At 46.5% G+C, this 20,706-nt stretch carries 16 protein-coding genes; 15 read left to right on the top strand and 1 reads right to left on the bottom strand.

Annotated elements, in window-relative coordinates:
• Position 1: 1 nt before the first annotated feature.
• Positions 2-784, bottom strand: a complete 783-nt coding sequence (locus G588_RS0106250; protein WP_022777902.1) for a formate/nitrite transporter family protein — start codon at positions 782-784, stop codon at positions 2-4.
• A 291-nt stretch (positions 785-1,075) separates the two neighbouring features.
• Here G588_RS0106250 and G588_RS0106245 point away from each other — a divergent pair, with 291 nt between their 5' ends.
• From G588_RS0106245 to G588_RS0106175, 15 genes are all read left to right on the top strand, one after another.
• Positions 1,076-1,774 carry an ABC transporter ATP-binding protein gene (locus tag G588_RS0106245; protein WP_022777901.1) on the top strand — a complete coding sequence of 233 codons (699 nt, stop codon included), beginning with the start codon at positions 1,076-1,078 and terminating at the stop codon, positions 1,772-1,774.
• 16 nt (positions 1,775-1,790) lie between these two features.
• On the top strand, positions 1,791-3,410 hold the full coding sequence (locus G588_RS0106240) for an efflux RND transporter periplasmic adaptor subunit (protein WP_022777900.1): 1,620 nt from the start codon (positions 1,791-1,793) through the stop codon (positions 3,408-3,410).
• Positions 3,411-3,431: 21 nt separating this feature from the next.
• Complete coding sequence (locus tag G588_RS0106235) at positions 3,432-4,640, top strand: ABC transporter permease (RefSeq protein ID WP_022777899.1); 1,209 nt, start codon at positions 3,432-3,434, stop codon at positions 4,638-4,640.
• A 61-nt stretch (positions 4,641-4,701) separates the two neighbouring features.
• Positions 4,702-5,919 carry an ABC transporter permease gene (locus G588_RS0106230; protein WP_022777898.1) on the top strand — a complete coding sequence of 406 codons (1,218 nt, stop codon included), beginning with the start codon at positions 4,702-4,704 and terminating at the stop codon, positions 5,917-5,919.
• 148 nt (positions 5,920-6,067) lie between these two features.
• Entirely contained in the window at positions 6,068-9,649 is a 3,582-nt protein-coding gene (locus G588_RS0106225) for a DUF5717 family protein (RefSeq protein WP_022777897.1), read from the top strand.
• A gap of 2 nt (positions 9,650-9,651) precedes the next feature.
• Complete coding sequence (locus tag G588_RS0106220) at positions 9,652-10,953, top strand: DUF5716 family protein (RefSeq protein ID WP_022777896.1); 1,302 nt, start codon at positions 9,652-9,654, stop codon at positions 10,951-10,953.
• 15 nt (positions 10,954-10,968) lie between these two features.
• Positions 10,969-11,817 carry a hypothetical protein gene (locus tag G588_RS21345; protein WP_022777895.1) on the top strand — a complete coding sequence of 283 codons (849 nt, stop codon included), beginning with the start codon at positions 10,969-10,971 and terminating at the stop codon, positions 11,815-11,817.
• A gap of 4 nt (positions 11,818-11,821) precedes the next feature.
• Positions 11,822-13,015, top strand: coding sequence for a hypothetical protein (locus G588_RS0106210; protein ID WP_022777894.1), 1,194 nt, complete (start codon positions 11,822-11,824; stop codon positions 13,013-13,015).
• 116 nt (positions 13,016-13,131) lie between these two features.
• Positions 13,132-14,574 carry an amidophosphoribosyltransferase gene (gene purF, locus G588_RS0106205; RefSeq protein ID WP_022777893.1) on the top strand — a complete coding sequence of 481 codons (1,443 nt, stop codon included), beginning with the start codon at positions 13,132-13,134 and terminating at the stop codon, positions 14,572-14,574.
• A gap of 67 nt (positions 14,575-14,641) precedes the next feature.
• Positions 14,642-16,075, top strand: coding sequence for an adenylosuccinate lyase (gene purB, locus G588_RS0106200; RefSeq protein ID WP_022777892.1), 1,434 nt, complete (start codon positions 14,642-14,644; stop codon positions 16,073-16,075).
• A 203-nt stretch (positions 16,076-16,278) separates the two neighbouring features.
• The gene (gene metF / locus G588_RS0106195) at positions 16,279-17,142 is read left to right on the top strand and encodes a methylenetetrahydrofolate reductase [NAD(P)H] (protein WP_022777891.1); all 864 of its coding nucleotides are present in this window, start codon (positions 16,279-16,281) and stop codon (positions 17,140-17,142) included.
• A gap of 49 nt (positions 17,143-17,191) precedes the next feature.
• Positions 17,192-18,205, top strand: a complete 1,014-nt coding sequence (locus G588_RS0106190) for an AAA family ATPase (protein WP_022777890.1) — start codon at positions 17,192-17,194, stop codon at positions 18,203-18,205.
• 27 nt (positions 18,206-18,232) lie between these two features.
• Positions 18,233-19,132: a DUF58 domain-containing protein gene (locus G588_RS0106185; RefSeq protein WP_022777889.1), complete on the top strand. Its 900-nt coding sequence runs from the start codon at positions 18,233-18,235 to the stop codon at positions 19,130-19,132.
• The gene (locus G588_RS0106180) at positions 19,098-19,592 is read left to right on the top strand and encodes a hypothetical protein (protein WP_155830752.1); all 495 of its coding nucleotides are present in this window, start codon (positions 19,098-19,100) and stop codon (positions 19,590-19,592) included. Before G588_RS0106185 ends, G588_RS0106180 begins: the two co-directional genes overlap by 35 nt.
• Positions 19,583-20,695 carry a vWA domain-containing protein gene (locus tag G588_RS0106175; RefSeq protein ID WP_022777887.1) on the top strand — a complete coding sequence of 371 codons (1,113 nt, stop codon included), beginning with the start codon at positions 19,583-19,585 and terminating at the stop codon, positions 20,693-20,695. The genes G588_RS0106180 and G588_RS0106175 overlap by 10 nt, the downstream gene beginning before the upstream one ends.
• The last annotated feature ends 11 nt before the right edge of the window (positions 20,696-20,706 follow it).

The following is a 20,706-nucleotide window of genomic DNA, read 5'->3' as shown; positions in this document are numbered from 1 at the left end:
ATCAGTCTTTTAAATATGCTACATAGTAGGCGGCGCCGACACAAAGGCTTCCGCCTATTATATTGCCTATGGTTACCGGGATCAGGTTGGTGATAAAGAAGCCAAAAAGCGACAGGCCTTCAGCGGGAACACCGTAAACAGCAGAGGTGATAAGGCCCGCGGGAATGAAGTACATATTGGCTACGCAGTGTTCAAAGCCGCAGATGATAAACAGCATAACGGGAAGCCACAGAGCCAGTACCTTGCCTGCCAGCTCATCAGCAGCAAAGGAACACCATACCGCAAGGCATACCAGAACGTTACACAGTATTCCTCTAAGGAGTCCGTCGCCAAAGGAAATATTTGCCTTGGTAACAGCAGTGTTAACGACCATAGTAGCGAGATTACCGCCATCAAAGGAATAAATGTGGCTAAAGGCTGCGCTAAGGGCGATGATAAGTCCGCCCACCATATTTCCGAAATATACAAGGACCCAGTTTCTGAGCATGCCTGTGAGCTTAGCCTTGCCGGACAGAACAGGGATGATAATAAGACAGTTGCCGGTAAAAAGCTCAGCGCCTCCTATAAGCACCATAAAAAGACCTATGGGAAATACAACAGAGCTTACCATTCTTGCAGCGGAAGGGTCAGCGGCGCAGCAGCTTGCAATCTGGCTTCCAAGGCCCCCGAGAGCAATATAGGCTCCGGCCAGGATGCCAAGAAGAAATGTCTTTCCGGCAGCCAGCTCTGTCTTCCCCTTTCCTGCAGCTTCATATCTGCTTGCGATTTCAGCAGGTGATTTCATAATATAATTCCTCCAAAAAACATTTTTCACGGTTAAAAAACCTCTATAATCATACAATATTGACCATATCAGTGCAAACCGGGGCCAAAATTGGTGTATTTGGACAAAAACGCACAGGTATGGTTTATAATTTTTTTATATCTGACAAGATTAAATAGCTTTATTTATTTTTGGAAACGTTATATACTACAATAGGTTGCGTACAATTTTATTAGCGCGATATCAGACAGGGGCTTGGTCTATTGGGAGGCTTTTTCTTGGAAACTGCCCTGTCTGCTTAAGAGGAGAAACATGAAGAAACTAGTTGAGATAAAGGATGTATGCAAGATATACAATCCGGGAGAAAATGAAGTCAGGGCCCTTAATCATGTGACTCTGACCATCGGAGAGGGCGAGTTTGTCGCCATCATCGGCCAGTCCGGCTCAGGAAAATCCACACTTATGAACATGCTGGGATGCCTTGATACACCTACCAGCGGCAAATATTATTTGCATGGACAGGATGTTTCCCATATGACCGACGATGAACAGTCGGATGTAAGGAACAGAGAGATCGGCTTTATATTCCAGGGCTTTAACCTGATACCATCACTTACGGCCCTTGAGAATGTGGAGCTTCCTCTTATATACAGAGGTGTTGGCAAAAAAGAGAGAGAAAGGCTTGCCAATTCTGCACTTAACAGCGTAGGTCTTGAAAAGAGAAAGACCCACAAGCCCAATGAGATGTCCGGAGGTCAGCAGCAGAGAGTTGCCATAGCAAGAGCTATAGCACAGGCACCGCCCATTCTTCTTGCTGACGAGCCTACAGGTAACCTGGATACAGCCTCCACCAAGGAGATCATCAGGATCATCAAGAGGCTCTATCACGAGGGCAGAACGGTCATCATCATCACCCATGACCCCGGCATAGCCAAGCAGGCCAAGAGAATAATAACGATTTCAGACGGGATGATACAGAGCGATATCATCAATCCGGATTACAAAGAGTGATATAGGGAGGAAGACAATGTCAAACAAGGAAAACAAGAATAGTGCAGAGAACGCGCAGCAGGAAGAAAAGGTGACAGTAGCCGAGTCCTCCGCAGAGATCAGAGAAACCACCGGATCCACAGTGGAGATCTATGATGAGGATGACAGCATCGATCTTCATGATACGCCCAAGAAGAAAAAGAAGCTTAAGAAGAGATGGATCGTTCTTGCAGTAGTGGCTCTTCTTATTGCATTTTTCGTAGTAAGAGGAATTAACGCAGCCAAGAACGCAATAGTTCTTGTTGATACCTGCGAGGCAACCATGGGAGATATCGAGAACATTCTCTCTATTTCGGGAACGGTTGAGAGCGCTGAGACCAAGACCTATTTTTCAGATGTTACAGCTCCTATTGATGAGATCAATGTCAAAGTGGGAGATAAGGTTACCAGCGGAAGTATGCTCTATACCTACGATCAGGAGTCAATCGAGCTTGCCAAGAAGACAGCGGAGCTTAACATAACACAGGCCAAGGGTAGCTACAACAGTCTCTACTCCGGAACCGCCGCTGCCGACAGAAAATATGCTCAGGGCATGAATGCAGAGCAGATCAATGCAAGACTTGATGCCATCACAGCTGAGATCGATGCCATCAACAACAAGATCACCGAGAAGACCAACAGGATCAATCAGACCATCAAGGACATCCAGAACACCATGCAGGATGTTAACCAGAATGGTATCGGTGATAATTATGAGCAGTATTTTGAGAACGGCAATACAGGCTTTATCACAAGAACCGAGGACAGCTCCGATGACAACAAGGATGCTTCTCCCGAGAACAGACAGGCCAGCCTTGCTCTTCAGCAGACTTTGACAGACGTTCAGTACAAGCTCAACACAGATGAGGAGATCCAGGCCTGGAAGAATCAGATCACAGCCCTTCAGGAGGAGCAGAGCCATCTTCAGTCCGCCAAGGCTTCACTGGTGAACCCCGGAACAGCTCAGTCTTCCAAGGCTCAGTATGAATCCACAGAGCTTACACAGAATGATACCATTGCCAAGCTTGAGAAGGCAGAGGCAGGAGTTAAGGCTGATTTCAACGGCGTTGTTACAGCTGTAAGCGCCGTAGAAGGTGCTACCGTAACAAGCGGAACCCAGATCCTGTCAATGGCCAACCTTGATGATGTTCAGGTTTCTATTTCAGTATCCAAGAGTGACCTTCCCAAGATTGCCATCGGACAGAAGGTTGATATCACAATAAATGGCAAGGCCTATAACGGCGAGATCACACAGATCTCCGGTAATGCCACCAAGAATAACAACGGTGTTGCAATTGTTGCCACCACCATCAAGATCACCAATCCTGATTCAGACATTATTCTGGGAGTTGAGGCCAGCAACAAGATTCACGCCGAGAAGGCAGAGAACACAATGGTCCTTCCCTATGAGTACATCCAGACTGATTCTGAGGGCGATTACGTATATGTTGTTGAGAACAATACCGTGGTAAGAAAGAACGTTACCATCGGAATCGCCACCAGCACAGATGCCCAGATCCTTGAGGGAATCAAGTCCGGAGACAAAGTTATCACCTCCGACGTTTCAACTCTTACTGAGGGAATGGTGGTAGTTGACAGCTCACAGATGAACGGCTGATAGGAGATACTTTTTTTACAGATGGGTAAATTTGGCGAGTATTTTAAAAGTGCAATTAAACAGATAATAGGAAACGGCTATCGTACTGCCATGACCATGCTGGGTATTGTCATCGGAATCGCTGCGGTTATCGCTGTTGTTTCTCTCGGTAACGGAATGAGTGAATTCGTACAGAGTGAGCTCAACGGCATTGCAGGTAACTACGGACAGATCTCCATCGATTCTTCCAAGACATCGGAGACCTTTGGACTTGATGATATCGAACTATTGGAGGAACAGCTTCCGGATATTAAGGGTGTGTCTCCCGACTTTATGACCTATGGCAAGGTAAAGGGCCGAAGAGAGACCTTCGAAGCTCAGATCACAGGCGTTGCTCCGGCCTACAGATATGCCATGAGCAACGACATCGTCAAAGGTCAGTATTTCAACAAGCAGCAGCTTGACAGTAATCAGAAGGTCTGCGTTATGCTAAGGGACGATGCCAAAAAGATCTTCGGAACCGAGGATTGTATCGGCATGGAGCTTGAGATGACCATCTGGGGTAAGACAGCGACTTACACGGTAATAGGCCTTCGAGACAGTATGAACAGGCTCTACGAGTTCATTATGGAGGGGCAGGATTACTACGCTACCATAGAGATCCCCTATACTTCCATGGGCGTAGACTACGATTTCAATGTTGATACCTTTTATTCCATGATGCTTTTTGCAGATCAGAGTATCCTTACAGAAAACATTGATAAGGCAAGAGACATTCTTACCAACAGGCACGGACTTCGCGGAACTAAGGCTTTGACAGCCTATAGCATGGCGGATATCTCCGAACAACTTGATCAGATCCTGGGATATGCCAGAACCTTCCTTCTTCTGGTATCTGTAATATCCCTTGTGGTAGGCGGAATAGGTGTTATGAATATCATGCTTGTTTCCGTTACTGAGAGGACCAGGGAGATCGGTATCCGCAAATCAATCGGAGCAAGTACAGGCGCCATTCTGACACAGTTCCTGGCAGAGGCTGCGATCCTTACGCTTCTTGGAGGAATTGTGGGAATTTTTCTTGGAATGGGAATGGCCTACATTATCTGTACACTTATAGGATTTAAGGTAATAATCACACCGACTTCGGTTATCGGAGCGGCGTTTTTCTCAGTACTTATCGGACTCTTTTTCGGAATCTATCCCGCAAGAAAAGCAGCGAAGATGAAACCGATAGATGCCCTCAGACTTTGATGTTGTCAGATCAAATGTCTGAAGCGCAACAATTTTGCTACTGATCAGGAAAGGCAATAAATTGGGAACCTTTGGAGAATACATAAAAAGCGCAGTATCAAGCATACGCACTAATAAGGGCAGATCTTTTCTTACCATGCTGGGTATCATTATCGGTATCGCAGCTGTTCTTACAGTGCTTATAATAGGCGATGGCATGAAGGCTACCGTCAATTCTGAGATGGATTCAATCGGTGCCACCACCATCTCCATAAGTCTTGATACAACCAAGACAGACAAGACTGTCACAAGGCAGCAGCTTAGGGAAATCGAGAGCAATATTCCCAATATTTACGGCATTTCACCTTCTATGTCAGGATGGGGTACCGTTAACGGCAGGAAAGGCACTGCGGATCTGTATATCACCGGCGGCAGTGAATCCTTGGTGGAGCAGGGCAGTGTTAAGATGCTTCACGGAAGATATTTCTCCAAATCCGATGTGGAGGATGACAAAAAAGTCATCGTTCTTAGCCAGACTTCAGCCAATTATATCTTTGGATATGAGGAAGTTGTGGGTGAGACCTTCGAAGTGGACTGCTATGGTCTGACCGGAGAATTTACCGTGGTGGGTGTAAGAGAAGACAATACTATGGACAAGGCTTATGCCATGTACGGTGGCGATAACATTATCCTGATGGCAGAGGCTCCGTTCACGGGCCTGGGCGATGTGATGGAGTACGATCTTGATGATTTCATAAACAGCTTCACCATATATCTTGACAGTGAGAACAAAGATGAAGTTCTCTCCAAGGCACGTTCTGTTGTTGAGAACATACTTGGACTTCGCGGAGAAAATGCGGTCAAGGTTTCTGCAGGCTCAGGTTTTGACCAGACAACAGAAACAATCCTTAATATCATCACTTCCGTAATTGCAATAATCGCAGCTATTTCTCTGCTGGTTGGAGGAATAGGCGTTATGAATATCATGACCGTATCGGTTACGGAGAGAACAAGAGAGATCGGTATCCGCAAATCTCTCGGTGCAAGAACCAGTTCCATTCTGACCCAGTTCCTTGCTGAGGCTGCTATCCTTACCTTCACAGGAGGTCTTATAGGAATGGCGCTTGGAATGACTATTTCCTTCATCATCTGCAAGGTAGTGGAGTTCTCTTTCATTGTTAAACCGGAGCTGGTGGTTTTGGTTGTGGCAGTTTCCACGGGAATAGGACTTTTCTTTGGAATTTACCCCGCCAAACGTGCAGCCAAGCTTGACCCCATCGAGGCTCTCAGGACGGAATAAACGGCAGGGGACAGTCCCCATTAACAAATTGTGAACTATTAAAATTACCGGTAGACTATGTTGTTCACAGTTTGTTGATGGGGACTGTCCCCCTTAGCTACCTTTATGATATACTATATAAGATTATTAGGTTTATTGGGGTGAAGTTTTGAGAGAGATAATTGACCAGTTTTTAAAGGGGAAATTTGAATATACAGAGAAAAAATTAGACTTCTCTACTCCCAGAGTGGAGCTTTCTTTAGGTACCGGCGAAACAATCGAGGGTACCTTTACTGTTTTCGGTCCGGAGGGAAGGCTTACCGAGGGCCGTATAATCTCCAGTGATGTCCGCATGGACGTTCTTACACCTGAGTTTTCGGGATCACCCTTTGAGGTATCCTACAGATTCAATGCAATAGGCTTAACTCCCGGAGATGTTCTTCAGGGAGAATTTCGCATTATCTCCAATCAGGGAGAGTATCTTCTGCCCTTTGTGGTGACCGTAAGACTTGACCATATAGCTTCGAGCCTGGGAGATATTAAGAATCTTTTTCATTTTGCCAACCTTGCCAAGACTGACTGGGCAGAGGCGGTGAATCTTTTCTATTCCTCTGATTTCATAACCATATTCAAGGGAAATGACGGGCAGTACGAGAGCCTCTACAGAGGTCTGTCTCAGATTCCCGGAAGTGAACAGAACGTGGAGGAGTTCCTGATCTCCATCAACAAGAAGCAGCCTGTGACTTATATACCGGATCAGCAGGAGATCCTTCTTGATTTCACAGGATTGTCCCATGACACCACCTTCATTCTGTCAAGAAACGGCTGGGGCTATACACAGCTGACCGCCAAGGTGGACGGAGACTTCATATCTCTGGATAAATATCAGATAGGCGAGGAGGATTTCTCCGGCAGCAGTTGCCGCGTAAGGCTACGTCTCAAGACGGACAAGCTTCATTCCGGCAATAATTTTGGCTGCATAACCTTCGAGAACGCCTATGTTTCCGTCAAGGTTCCGGTGACTGTTTCCGTTGATTTTACCGGAAGTCATTTCAGAAGTGATTATCATGAGAAAAAGAAGCTCATCTTAGAGCTTATCAGAGTATACGAGAACTTCAGCTGTAAAAAAATAACTTCAAGGGCCTGGGTATCCGAGACCGGCAAGATCATCTCCAAGATGAATGCCCTTGATGAGAAGGACCTGGAGTTCAGACTCTATACCGCCCATTACTACATTACCGCCGGCAGAGTCAACGAGGGTAAATGGATTCTGGACCACGCCGAGAGGGAAGTAGAGGAGGCACCGGGAGATACACTGTACTGTTATTTCCTGTATCTATCAACTCTCTGTAGCAGAGAGGAAGCCTATATCAACGACATAGCGGAGAGAATGGAGGGAATATTCAGGAGAAATCCCGACAACTGGCGCATCGCCTGGCTCCTTCAGTTCGTCTCTGAGGAATACAGCTCCAGCACACCAAGAAAATGGATGATGCTTGAGCAGCAGTTCTCTTTTGGTTCCAGAAGCCCCATTATCTATATGGAGGCCATGAACCTGTTAAATGAGACTCCCCCCATTCTCACCAATCTGGATGAGTATGAGCTGTATGTGCTTATGTACGGCGCCAGGAGGAAGATCATCAGCCTGAACCTTATGGACCAGATTGTATATCTCTCCATGAGGGTCAGAAATTTTGACAAAAAGCTCTTTACAGTCCTTAAGGCCTGCTATGAGATCAAGGAGAGCGACGAAGTCCTTGAAGCCATCGTTTCTCTTTTGATAAAAGGCGGTAAGACCGACAGGGACAGTTTTGCATGGTATGCCAAGGGTGTTGAGAGAGAGCTTCATATAACAAGACTGTATGAGTACTATATGATGTCCATCTACACCGATCAGGAGGGGAATCTTCCCTGCGAGATCAGCAGGATGATACTGATGTATTTTTCCTATCAGTCGGATCTTGAGTATGACAAGAACGCCATACTGTACAAATACGTTCACGAGAACAGAGAAGATTTTCCTGAGCTGTATGAGAGCTTCAGACCGCAGATAGAGAAGTTTATGCTGGCGCAGCTGGATAAAGGCAGAATCAGCAGGGAGCTGGGGTATCTCTACAAGAATCTTCTGACCAAACAAATGGTGGATGCAGCCAACGCCTCCAAGGTTCTGAGCGTTCTGTACACCGCAGAGATCAGAACTGAGGACAAGCGTATCAGCGAAGTGCTGGTTGTCTATGACAAGTGCGAGAGGGAGATGAGATATCCTCTTACGGACGGAGTTGCTTTCGTTCCTTTGTACGGTTCTGATTATGCTATCCTTTTGGCCGACAGGCAGGAGAACAGATATGCCGCCAGCGTACCTTACAGCAGCATCAGACTCATGGCTCCCGGAAGAGTTGCCTCCTATGCCATTCCTTATATTCAAAAGGGCAAGGAAAATCTTGACCTCTTCCTTTGCGACCTGGGTAAAAACGCCTATACCATCAACATGGAGAATGTTGGCAGATACAAGGATCTGGCCGCCTCTGAGCTGGTTAGAAAGAGCTGCAGGGACGAGATCAGGAACAATCTGGTGCGCTTTTACTATGACAACGACTTTACAAGGCAGCTTACGGAGTATCTGATGGAGATAGATCCTTCAGGGCTTCAGACCAAGGATAGGAATGATATCCTTGAGCTGATGGTTATGGGAGGACTCTACGACAGAGCGCTTGAGTGGCTCAAATGCTACGGCACCTACGGAGTTGATCCCAAGGTGGTGCTTCGTCTGTGCGGAAGGCTCATAGACAGAGATGCCTTTGACGGCTTCTGGCCTGAGACCGAGATTGCTTTTTATGCCTTCTCTGCCAGCAAGTATGACGAGCAGCTGCTGAAATACCTGGTGGCCAATTACAACGGCACTGTTAAGGGGATGAGAAATATCTGGAAGGCTGCAGAGTCTTTCGGAATAGATACCTATCCTTTGTCTGAGAGAATACTTGTTCAGATGATGTACAGCGGCTCCTATGTGGGAGAGAAGAATCTCATCTATCAGTCCTATGTTCAGAGCGGCGCCAATACGGATATTGAGATGGCATTTCTTGCCAGCAACTGTTATGAGAACTTTGTTCACGGCAAGATAACTGACAAGTATCTCTTCGAGAGAATAGAGAAACTGGCACAGGAGAAGCTTCCTCTGGATGAGGTGTGCAAGCTTTCTTACCTTCGCCATTATGCCAGTGAGAAGAAGGCCGACGAGGAGTTCAATCCGGAGGTTGTTATCAGCTTCCTTAGAGAGCTTCTTGCGGAGGGAATCTTTTTCCCGTTTTTCATGGATTACGCAGAGCTGTGCCCTGATATGTACCAGTTCTCCGATAAGACCATGATTGAATACAGAACGACTCCCGGCAGCGTATGTATGCTTCATTACAGACTTGCCGGCAGCGATGACAACAAGTATCACAGCCTGGAGATGAAGGAAATGTATGACGGCATCTACGTGTGCTCCTTCGTTCTGTTCTTCGGTGAACAGCTCCAGTATTATGTATCTGAGGAGAGGGGAGAGCAGGGCCCTGTAACCACCGAGAGTGCGGTGGTGTCCAAGAACGATATCGTCAAGACCGGCTCCGGCTCCAGATACAGTCTGATCAACGACATTATGATCGGAGAGACACTGCAGGACTACGACACAGTGGACAAGCTGATGCAGGAGTATTTCAAGAAAAAGTCTCTCTGCGATCATTTATTTAAACCCTTGAAAGAGGATGAGTAACTATGCTATTTGGAAGCGGTGATGAAAAACGCTTTGTACTGGGGTATGACCTGGGCGAGAAGGTATCGCAGATCAGCTTTCTTGCCTCCGATGCGGATATGCCGGAGACCCTTTCAGTGCTGGCGGGAGCAGAACTATATAATATTCCCACAGTTCTTTGTAAGAGGAAGGATGTGAATCAGTGGTTTTACGGCAAGGAAGCCGTCCGTCACATCGATGAGGGCGATGGGATTCCCGTGGAGGGACTTATTGCGGCGGCCAGGGACGGCAAGCCCGTTAAGGTTGGAGATTCGGAGTATGACCCTATTGCGCTTCTTACTCTTTTTATCAAGAGGAGCCTTTCTCTTTTGTCAATGGAACTGTCCCTTGATATGGTGGAGGCCATTATGTTCACCACCAGGAGTCTTGACCACAGAATGGTGCAGGTGCTCAATGCGGTAACAGCTGCGCTGGAGCTTAAGACTACCAATGTTTTTTACCAGAGTCACGAGGAGAGCTTTTTTAACTACATGCTCTATCAGCCGGAAGATCTGATGCATCACACGATCCTGGCCTGTGACTACGACTGTGAGACTCTTAATGTCTTGCAGATGACCCTTAACCACAACACCAAACCTGTGGTGGCTACCATAGATACTGCAAGCTACGATTCCCTTAGGCTTGGTCCCGACGGATTTCCCAAGGATGCGGCACTATTCCACAGAGCCTGTGACAGGTTGGACGATGAGTTCCTTACCATAATGCAGAAGCTGTGCTCGGAGCGCATCGTATCCACTATCTTTCTTCTTGGAGACGGATTCAGGGAAAAATGGACCAAGAGATCCTTGGAGTTTTTGTGCAGAACAAGGCGTGTTTTCCAGGGAAACAATCTTTTTAGCAAAGGCGCAAGTATTGCAGCCAGGGAGAGGATAAGACCCACAGACAACAGCAGGAAGTTTGTTTTCCTCGGTGAAGACAAGCTCAAGTCCAACCTTGGAATGAATCTTCTTAAGTGTGGCAAGGAGGCGTATTTCGCCCTGCTTGATGCCGGAGTCAACTGGTATGAGGCCGAGAATTCTTTTGACATAATCATGGATCCGGGCGGCATCATCAATATTCAGGTGACGCCTCTTACAGGAAAGAGTCCAAGGCTTGTCCAGTTCTATCTGGAGGGCCTTGAGAAGAGACCTGCCGGAACCACAAGGCTTCATATATCACTGAACATGTCCTCAGTGGATGAGGTGAACGTCAAGGTGCAGGATATGGGCTTTGGCGAGCTGTTTCCCGCAACCGGCAAGGTGTGGGAGCAGACCATAGAATTGTAATTTTGGGAGCAGTATATGAGCAGACCGATTCTTTGCATGGGAACCTATGCCAAAGAGCCCTACAACATAGAGCGAATAGGGCGAAATGTATATTGTATAGAGGAGCTGTGCTACTGTATTGTTCAGAACGCATTTCTTTTTGACGAGGAGAGCTTTGACAGAGAGCTGTTCGACTGGATCGACTACGAATGTTCTCTCACAAGGCTGGCGGATGAACTTAGGAGTATGTCGGCCAAGCATTGTTCAATGGCCTCCATTGCGGGAACCATTCTGGACTACGTGGGCTACAACTCCAAGGAAGAGGTGGACAGAACCGAGGAGATCCTTCGTGCCAACGCAGGCATGGATATCTATAAAAAGAGGCTGGCAAGGGCTGAGTTTCTCATGAAGAGCGAGAAGTTCGCCATGGCTTTCAGGGAGTATGAGTTTTTGCTTAACAACACTCCCGACATAGACAGGAAGCTTCGGGCCATGATAGAGCATAACGAGGGGGTTATGTATGCCAAGCTGTTTTTGTTTGATCTGGCAGCAGGCATGTTCAAGAAGGCCTATGAGGACGACCACAACTATGAGTCCTATCTGCAGTATTTATCGGCAGTTAGAATGGGACTTACGGACAAGGAATATGTTTCTTTTATCGCTGAGAACGAGGATGCCTACGAAGCTTCGCTTGAGCTGGAAAAAAGGATGAGTGAAGCCTCAGAGCTCTACGGAGCCGGCAATGAGAATCTTCTTCTCAAGAGCCTTCTGGTCTACAAGGCCGAGGGCAAGATGCATGAGTACTACGAAAAGGTAGGAAATTTAACCGAGGAGCTTAAGGACGATTACAGATTTACTGTTAAGGAAAAGAACGTAAGCAGGTGAGATAATGGGGATATTCGACACCATCTTTGGTAGAAACGTAAATATTGATCCGGAGAGCAAAAAAGAGCTGGAGAATTGGAACGATATTGTCTATACCAGAAAAGATCTGGATATGGACGATCCGGTTCAGAGAAGGGAATACATAAACAGCTGCCTTCAGCAGATGGAGGAGGCTGCAGCGGAGCTGGACGCTCTGGAGATGGAATACAACGATGTAACCAGTCACCTCCGGGATATGGAGGAGATTGATGCGCTTCCTCCCGAGCAGAGGGCGGAGATCAATACCTGCGCTGCAAGAATACTGGAATCTCAGGAGCAGCAGGAGAAGTACAACAAGCGCAAGAACCGCATGAGCGAGACTGACTATGAGCGTATGGAGAGGCTGGAGAACGAGGCCCCTTCAGGAATAAAGAAGCTGACAGAAGCCGAGAGCTATCAGAAGAAGATCAAAAATGACTTAAAGCGCCTGGACGGTGAACACGAAGCCTACATGTTCAGAGAAGAAGACCTGGAAAAGAGCATCGACGTATCCCACAAGCTCATTGTAGTGGTGGGTGTAGCACTGGTTCTGGCAATAATAGCGCTTCTGGTACTTCAATACGGACTTAAGCTCAACGTGATCTACGGTTATATGGTTGCGATACTGCTTGCGGGAATTGCAGTGACTCTTTTGTATGTGCATGGCACCAACGCTACTGTGGAGATGAAGGGCGTAAGGAAGTCCATCTCAAGGCTTATAATGCTGCAGAACCAGGTCAAGATAAGATATGTGAATAACACCAATCTCATCGATTATCTCTGCCTGAAATATGGAGTCAACAATGCCAAAGAACTGATTTCCCTCTATGACAGATATCTTGAGGAAAAGAAGGAGAGGGCCCTTGTGGAGGATGCCCGCAAGCTCCTTGATACCAATCAGAAGGATCTTGTGTATATGCTTCGCCACTACAGGGTGAAGGATCCGGATATCTGGCTGCGACAGGTGGAGGCTCTTTTGGACCACAATGAGGAGGTGGAGATCCGCCATTCCCTCAATGTTCAGCGCTCCAATCTAAGAAAACGCATGGAATACAACAGGGATATCGTTGCCGGCAATGCCAAGTCTGAGATTGAGGACATGGCCCGTCAGTATCCTGAATATACCCAGGAGATTCTGGATATGGTTTCCCGATATGAAGATAAATATCCGGGAGTATAATTAATTGAATCTTGTGAAAAATGATGATTGCCACATACACGCATAGATGTTATTATTGTCGTGTTTGTGGCAGTTTTTGCGAAGTACAATAATGCTTCACATGAGGAGATCATAAAATGAACGCAGGTAGGACGGAGAATTACAAACGCCTCGGGGAAGAATGCGGCGTTTTCGGTATGTACGACTTCGACGGCGGCGATGTGGCGGAATCCATCTATTACGGACTCGTATCACTCCAGCACAGAGGTCAGGAGAGCTGCGGTATCGCTGTCAGCGAGACCAAGGGTCCAAAGGGCAAGGTTAGCAGCTACAAGGACATGGGCCTTGTGAATGAGACCTTTACTCCCGACATTTTGGATAGCCTTAAGGGCGATATAGGTGTCGGACATGTTCGTTATTCAACAGCAGGCAGCAGCACAAGAGAGAATGCTCAGCCGCTGGTTCTTAATTATGTAAAGGGTACCTTGGCAATGGCGCACAACGGTAACCTTATCAACGCGCCGGAGCTCCGTCACGAGCTTTCTTATACCGGTGCTATTTTCCAGACTACAATTGATTCGGAAGTTATAGCATATTTTATCGCCAGAGAAAGACTTGTTTCCAAGTCCGTTGAAGAGGCGGTGGGACGTGCAATGCAGAGGATAAAGGGTGCATATAGCCTTGTCATCATGTCTCCCAGGAAGCTGATCGGAGCAAGAGATCCTTACGGTTTCAAGCCCCTTGTTATAGGAAGAAGAGAGAACTGCTATGTTCTTGCATCTGAGACCTGCGCCCTTGATACCATAGGTGCCACCTTCATAAGAGATGTGGAACCCGGCGAGATCGTAACAATTTCTCCCGAATACGGAATTCAGTCCGATAAGAGCATGTGCCTGTCTGGGGACAAGCATGCACGCTGTATTTTTGAATATATCTATTTTGCAAGACCTGACAGCACCATCGACGGCATCAGCGTATACGATGCCAGAATAGCTGCCGGACGTTTCCTTGCCAAGGATTCACCGGTGGATGCGGATATGGTTGTGGGCGTTCCCGAGTCCGGTAATGTAGCGGCTCTCGGTTATGCTCTTGAATCAGGAATCCCCTATGGTCAGGCCTTTGTAAAAAATGCTTATATAGGTAGAACCTTCATCAAGCCCAAGCAAAAGAACAGAGAGTCCAGCGTTCAGGTCAAGCTTAATGCCTTAAAGAGCGCTGTCAAGGGCAAGAAGATAATCATGATAGACGACTCCATCGTAAGAGGAACCACCTCCGACAGGATCGTGAGAATGCTTCGTGATGCGGGAGCCAAAGAGGTACATATGAGAGTCAGCTCACCTCCGTTCCTCTGGCCCTGTTATTTCGGAACAGACGTACCTGCAAGAGACCAGCTCATTGCATATAACAGAAATGTTGATGACATCTGCAGGATCATCGGAGCAGATTCCCTGGCCTATTTGGGAATAGAGAGACTCAAGGAAATGGTAGGCGGTAGCCTCGGCATCTGCGAAGGATGCTTCACCGGCCAATATCCCATCGAGCCGCCTAAGGAAGATATTAGGGGAGAGTATGAGCGATAAGTGTAAGCGGAGCTATGCGTTATCGCGGAGTAGATTATATAAAAGTTGTTATATTAAGGAGGATAAAATGAGTACAGACCGTTACAGCAGCCCATTATCTGAACGTTACGCAAGTAAGGAGATGCAGTACATTTTTTCCCAGGACATGAAGTTCAGAACCTGGAGAAGACTCTGGATCGCCCTTGCGGAGATTGAGAAGGAACTGGGACTTAATATTACTCAGGAGCAGATCGATGAGCTTAAGAGTCATCAGGATGACATCAATTATGATGTTGCCAGAGCAAGAGAGAAGGAAGTAAGACATGACGTAATGAGCCATGTATACGCCTATGGACAGCAGTGCCCCAAGGCCAAGGGCATTATCCATCTTGGTGCGACCAGCTGCTATGTCGGTGACAATACAGATATCATCATTATGACTGAGGCGCTCAAACTTGTTCGCAAAAAGCTTGTTAACGTCATCGCCGAACTTGCTAAGTTCGCTGACAAATATAAGGATCAGCCAACACTTGGTTTTACTCATTTCCAGCCTGCTCAGCCTACAACAGTAGGTAAGAGAGCGACCCTGTGGCTTCAGGATTTCACCATCGATCTTGAGGACCTTGATTTTGTACTTGATAATATGAAGCTTCTTGGTTCCAAGGGAACAACCGGAACTCAGGCATCCTTCCTTGAGCTCTTCGACGGGGACCTTACCAAGGTTGACAAGCTTGATCCCATGCTTGCAGATAAGATGGGCTTCAAGGGCTGCATGGCTGTTTCAGGCCAGACCTACAGCCGCAAGATTGACGTTAAGGTAGTTAATGTCCTCTCCGGCATCTGCCAGTCAGCCACCAAGATGGCCCAGGACATCAGACTTCTTCAGCACCTCAAGGAGGTAGAGGAGCCCTTCGAGAAGAGTCAGATCGGATCTTCTGCAATGGCATATAAGAGAAATCCCATGAGAAGTGAGAGAATCTGCTCACTTTCAAGATATGTTATCGTAGATACTCTGAACCCTGCCATCACAGAAGTTTCACAGTGGTTTGAGAGAACCCTTGATGACTCAGCCAACAAGAGACTGTCAGTACCCGAGGGCTTCCTTGCAACAGACGGTGTTCTTGACCTGTGCCTCAACGTAGTTGATGGCCTCGTGGTTTATCCCAAGGTTATCGAGAAACACATGCTGGCAGAGCTTCCCTTCATGGCAACAGAGAATATCATGATGGATGCGGTTAAAAAAGGCGGAGACAGACAGGAGCTTCATGAGAGAATCAGAGAACTCTCCATGGAAGCAGGTAAGACCGTCAAGGTTGAGGGTAAGGACAACAATCTCCTTGAACTCATCGCCGCAGATCCTGCCTTTAACTTAAGCCTGGATGAACTCAAGGCTTCAATGGATCCGGGGAAGTATGTGGGCTGCAGCGCACATCAGGTTGATAAGTTCCTTGGCGAAGTTGTTCAGCCTATTCTGGAGGCCAACAAGGACATCCTTGGTGTAACAGCAGAGATTAACGTATAAGATGATTTTTCGGGAAGCCGACAATAGGTGTCTGTCTCTGTTAGGGGGCAGGCACCTTTATTGACTTCTCTTTTTCTTACTAATAAATCGATTATATCTTGCCAAATCCGGTGTCTAATTTTGTTGAAAAAGACAGTGGTATTTGATAGTATATGGTGAACTGAAAAAAAGTTTTGTATTAAGGAAGCAAATGGGGATAATATATGAAAATTAGTGATCTTATCAAAGAAAAAGAAGTAACTTTGTCTTTTGAAGTTTTCCCACCAAAAACAGATGACGGATATGAAGCGGTCGAGAAGGCTGCGGCTGAGATAGCTGCCCTTAAGCCCGACTTTATGAGCGTGACCTACGGAGCAGGCGGCGGAACCAGCAAGAACACAGCAAATATCGCAGCCGACCTTCAGAATAAATATGATACTCCGGTTCTGGCTCATCTTACCTGTGTATCCTCCACCAAAGAGCATGTGAGGAACATGATTTCCGTATATAAGGAAAAGGGCATTGAGAACATAATGGCCCTTAGAGGTGACATCCCCAAGGAAGGTCGTATCTGCTATGAATACGATCACGCCACAGAGCTTATCTATGATATCAAATCATTGGATGAAAACATCTGCATCGGCGGTGCCTGCTATCCGGAAGGACATATAGAGTGTGCAAGGCAGTCCGAGGACATTATGCATCTCAAGGAAAAGGTAGATGCGGGATGCGATTTCCTTACCACCCAGATGTTTTTTGACAACTCCACATTGTATCAGTTCTTATACCGAATAAGAGAGAAGGGAATTGAGGTGCCTGTTCTTCCGGGAATCATGCCTATAACCAATGCGAGACAGGTAGCCAGAAGCGTAGCACTTTCAGGATCAACTATTCCCCAGAAGATGAAGATCATGGTGGACAGATTCGCAGATGACCCTCAGAAGATGAAGGAAGCCGGTATCATCTATGCCAGCGATCAGATCATAGACCTTATATCCAACGGGGTCAGCCATATTCACGTATATTCAATGAACAAGCCCGACATAGCAGCCGGCATCATGAGGAATCTGGCAACAATAATCAGATAATACGGTAATACCTGTATATAGAGAAATATCCCAAAGGAGAGTAATTAAAATGAACGAACAAGCAAACACAGGTGCTAAGAGCGCCATTTTGGAGAGTGAATATCACTACTCACAGGAAGTAATCAAGAAACTGTCAGATTACTTCGATGCCAAGGTTGTAGGTCAGCAGCAGCTTAAGTTCTCACTTATCGCAGCTATCCTTGCTGACGGACATATTCTTGTAGAGTCGGTACCGGGACTTGCCAAGACTACAGCAGCCAAGGCTATTTCGGATGCGGTAGACGGTCAGTTCGCAAGAATCCAGTGCACACCCGACCTTCTTCCCGGCGATATCGTAGGTACACAGATCTACAATCAGGCCAACGGCAAATTCGAGACAATCCTTGGACCTGTATTCGCCAACTTCGTACTTCTCGATGAGGTTAACCGTTCCAGTGCCAAGACTCAGTCAGCCATGCTGGAAGCCATGCAGGAGAAGCACGTAACAATCGGTGGAACAACCTACAACATGCCCGAGGACGTTTTCATCGTTATCGCAACTCAGAACCCTATCGAGCAGGAAGGAACATATCCTCTTTCCGAGGCTCAGACAGACCGTTTTATCATCAAAGAGGTTATCACATATCCTCTTGCAGCTGAGGAAGTAGAGATCCTTAACAGAATCGAGAGCGGTGTTATCTCAAGAGTTGACCCCGCAGTTCTTACTATCAAGGATATCGACCAGGTTCAGGATATCGTGGACAAGGTATATGTAGATGAGGCCATCAAGTGGTATATCTCCAGCATCATCGTTGCCAGCAGAAGAGCAAGCCAGATCCAGGGACTTGAGATCGGCAAATATGTAAGAATCGGAGCCAGTCCCCGTGCTTCCATCGCATTCCTTAAGATGGCCAAGGCTTCCGCACTTATGCATGGAAGAACCTATGTTACTCCCGATGATGTCAAGATGGTAAGACATCAGGTACTTCGTCACAGAATCGGTCTTAACTATTCAGCGGTTGCAGACAATATCACCGTTGAGCAGGTAATCGACGGAATTGTTAATTCAGTAAAAACTCCGTGATAAAACAGGTCTTTTGAAGGTGAAGCAATGAAAATTGATTACGAGTATTTATCAAGAATCAGAAGGGCGGTAGCTCTTTATACTAATAAGAAGACCTCCAATATTCTTGACGGTGATTTCCATTCCATTCACAGGGGCCGCAGCATGGAGTTTGATGACCTCAAGGAGTACAACTTCGGTGATGACGTACACGACATCGACTGGAAGTCCTCCTCAAGAATGGGCTCCATTGTAGTTAGAAGATATATGACGGACCGCCGCCACAACGTAATGTTTATCTGTGACTGCGGAGACAAGATGATGGCCGATACCGACAAGGGTCAGCCCAAGAAGGAAACAGCACTTATGCTGTTCGGAACTCTTGCTTATATCACCGGAAGAAACGGTGCGGATTATGCGCTTGCTTACCCCAAGGGAGAGAAGACAACCATCAGCATGTTCCGTTCCGGCCCGGAGCATCTAGAGAAGCTCCTGTATGACTATGAGGAGCATATTCCGGCACAGGCAGCCATTTCTCTCGACAAAGTGCTGGATGAAGTGGTGGGATCGATCAATAAGAAAATGATCATTATCATCATCACCGATTCCGCCGGAGTTGAGAGTCTTGATCCCAAGATGCTGAGGGCTATCACCAAGGATCATGATCTTCTTATTTATAATATTGAAGATGCCTGGCTTACCGGAGATCATGTATATGACACCGGGATCAGGAAATATGAGAAGTTGTTCTTATCTCACCATGCCCAGCTCCATGAGGAAGAGGCAAGGCAGAAAAGGGCAATGGTGGAAAGCTTCAATGAAATGTGCAAACAGTGCAAGATCGGCATGACCAGCATCTCACAGGAAAGCGAGATCATAGACAAGACTATAGATTTACTTGAGAGGTATAAACATGGTTACTACGGTTACTTTACAGGCACCATTTGAGTACAGTTGGTGGGTAATTCTTTTGGGAATCGTACTTCTGGCAGCTGCAGGGGTGTGCTTTTTCTTCTTTTACCGCATGCTCAAGGCATATCTTCCTGAGAGACAGAAGAAAGAAGTACCTAAGATCAAGAGGCTCTCACCCCAGGAGTTGTTTGCTCTTAAGAGAAAATATGAAGGACAGCTTCAGGGACTGCTACGAACTTATTCCGGTAATCAGATAGAAAAAAGAGAGGCATATCAGGATCTTAGTATGCTGATAAGAGAATTTGTCCGTGATGCCACAGGAATTCATGTGGAGAATTATACGGTAAAAGAGATTAAGTCTCTCGGAATCAGAAGGCTTGATATGCTTATGGATGAGTATTATGTTCCTGAGTTCGCAGAAGAGTTCAGAGCAAAGAACAAGGATTTTATAACATCTGTTAATACAGCCTTAGGAGTGATCAGAACATGGAGCTAATGTACAAACAGGCCATCGCCTTTGGAATCGTGGCACTGGCCCTGGTATTGGGACTTACGTTTTTTTTAAAAAAGAAGAAAAACGATGAATACGACACCGGAACAAGAGCAGCTAATACGCAGAAGCTCAGAAGTACGGCGCTGTATAAAAAACTGAATGAAAGATATAACATCCTTCGAGCTGTTCTTATAGCAGGAATCGTGGGTTCGATCATATCAACTCTTTTCCTTGCGGCAAGGCCCTTCAGAACAGAGGAGGTCATGAACGGAGTTAAGAAGAGAGACATCATCCTTTGCATGGATGTTTCCTATTCATTGTACGATCTGAACTATGAGATTACGGATTACTACAAGGAAGTTGTTGCAGGCCTTAAGGGTGACAGATTCGGAGTTAATATCTTCAATACTTCCACCGTTACATACGTGCCTCTTACAGATGATTACGATTACGTTATCACCAAGCTGGATGAGTTATCTGAGTACTTCACACTTCAGAAGGAGTACATGGAGAAATATGAGGACAATCCCAATTTCAGCTACATGAATCTGACAGAGGAAGAGAAAGAGCACTACGACGAGATTAGCTACAAACTCAAATATTACAATGCAGGTACCTTGTACAATAACGTTACAAGAGGATCTTCACTTATCGGTGAGGGTCTTGGTACAGCATTATATACTTTCCCCTATCTTGATGATTCCGAGAGAACAAGAGTTATCATCATGAGCACAGACAACGAGCTGAATGCTTCAGGCGAAGAGATCATGAATCTCAAGAGTGCTTCCGAAGCCTGCGCAAAGCATAAGGTTACGGTATTCGGAATTTTCCCTTCTGAGGAAAAATTCTACGATCCCATGACCTATAACTATTCATCATGTCTTGGCGAGTTCAAGAATGCGGTAGAAAAGACAGGCGGTAAGTTCTATGTCAGGACCGAGAATCAGTCCGTATCCGAGATCGTCAAGGATATCAACAAGCAGGAAGCAATGGTGGTCAAGACGGTTATGTCCAGTCAGACAGTAGACATGCCTGAGATACCGTTTATTATTTTAATGATTTGCCTCGCCCTTGGCTGCGCGGCAGGATTGGTGTTGCAGAAATGAGTATTAGGCCT

It is taken from the genome of Butyrivibrio sp. AE3009 (genome assembly GCF_000420845.1).
Taxonomy (GTDB): domain Bacteria; phylum Bacillota; class Clostridia; order Lachnospirales; family Lachnospiraceae; genus Butyrivibrio.
Note: the sequence above shows the minus strand (reverse complement) of the source record. Positions and strands in the feature narration are given on the sequence as shown.

Coding starts and splice junctions, on each gene's coding strand:
- G588_RS0106180 (WP_155830752.1), top strand. CDS start 19,098: ATGGTTACTACGGTTACTTTACAGGCACCATTTGAGTACAGTTGGTGG.
- G588_RS0106250 (WP_022777902.1), bottom strand. CDS start 784: ATGAAATCACCTGCTGAAATCGCAAGCAGATATGAAGCTGCAGGAAAG.
- metF (WP_022777891.1), top strand. CDS start 16,279: ATGAAAATTAGTGATCTTATCAAAGAAAAAGAAGTAACTTTGTCTTTT.
- purB (WP_022777892.1), top strand. CDS start 14,642: ATGAGTACAGACCGTTACAGCAGCCCATTATCTGAACGTTACGCAAGT.
- purF (WP_022777893.1), top strand. CDS start 13,132: ATGAACGCAGGTAGGACGGAGAATTACAAACGCCTCGGGGAAGAATGC.
- G588_RS0106210 (WP_022777894.1), top strand. CDS start 11,822: ATGGGGATATTCGACACCATCTTTGGTAGAAACGTAAATATTGATCCG.
- G588_RS0106175 (WP_022777887.1), top strand. CDS start 19,583: ATGGAGCTAATGTACAAACAGGCCATCGCCTTTGGAATCGTGGCACTG.
- G588_RS0106235 (WP_022777899.1), top strand. CDS start 3,432: ATGGGTAAATTTGGCGAGTATTTTAAAAGTGCAATTAAACAGATAATA.
- G588_RS21345 (WP_022777895.1), top strand. CDS start 10,969: ATGAGCAGACCGATTCTTTGCATGGGAACCTATGCCAAAGAGCCCTAC.
- G588_RS0106240 (WP_022777900.1), top strand. CDS start 1,791: ATGTCAAACAAGGAAAACAAGAATAGTGCAGAGAACGCGCAGCAGGAA.
- G588_RS0106220 (WP_022777896.1), top strand. CDS start 9,652: ATGCTATTTGGAAGCGGTGATGAAAAACGCTTTGTACTGGGGTATGAC.
- G588_RS0106245 (WP_022777901.1), top strand. CDS start 1,076: ATGAAGAAACTAGTTGAGATAAAGGATGTATGCAAGATATACAATCCG.
- G588_RS0106190 (WP_022777890.1), top strand. CDS start 17,192: ATGAACGAACAAGCAAACACAGGTGCTAAGAGCGCCATTTTGGAGAGT.
- G588_RS0106185 (WP_022777889.1), top strand. CDS start 18,233: ATGAAAATTGATTACGAGTATTTATCAAGAATCAGAAGGGCGGTAGCT.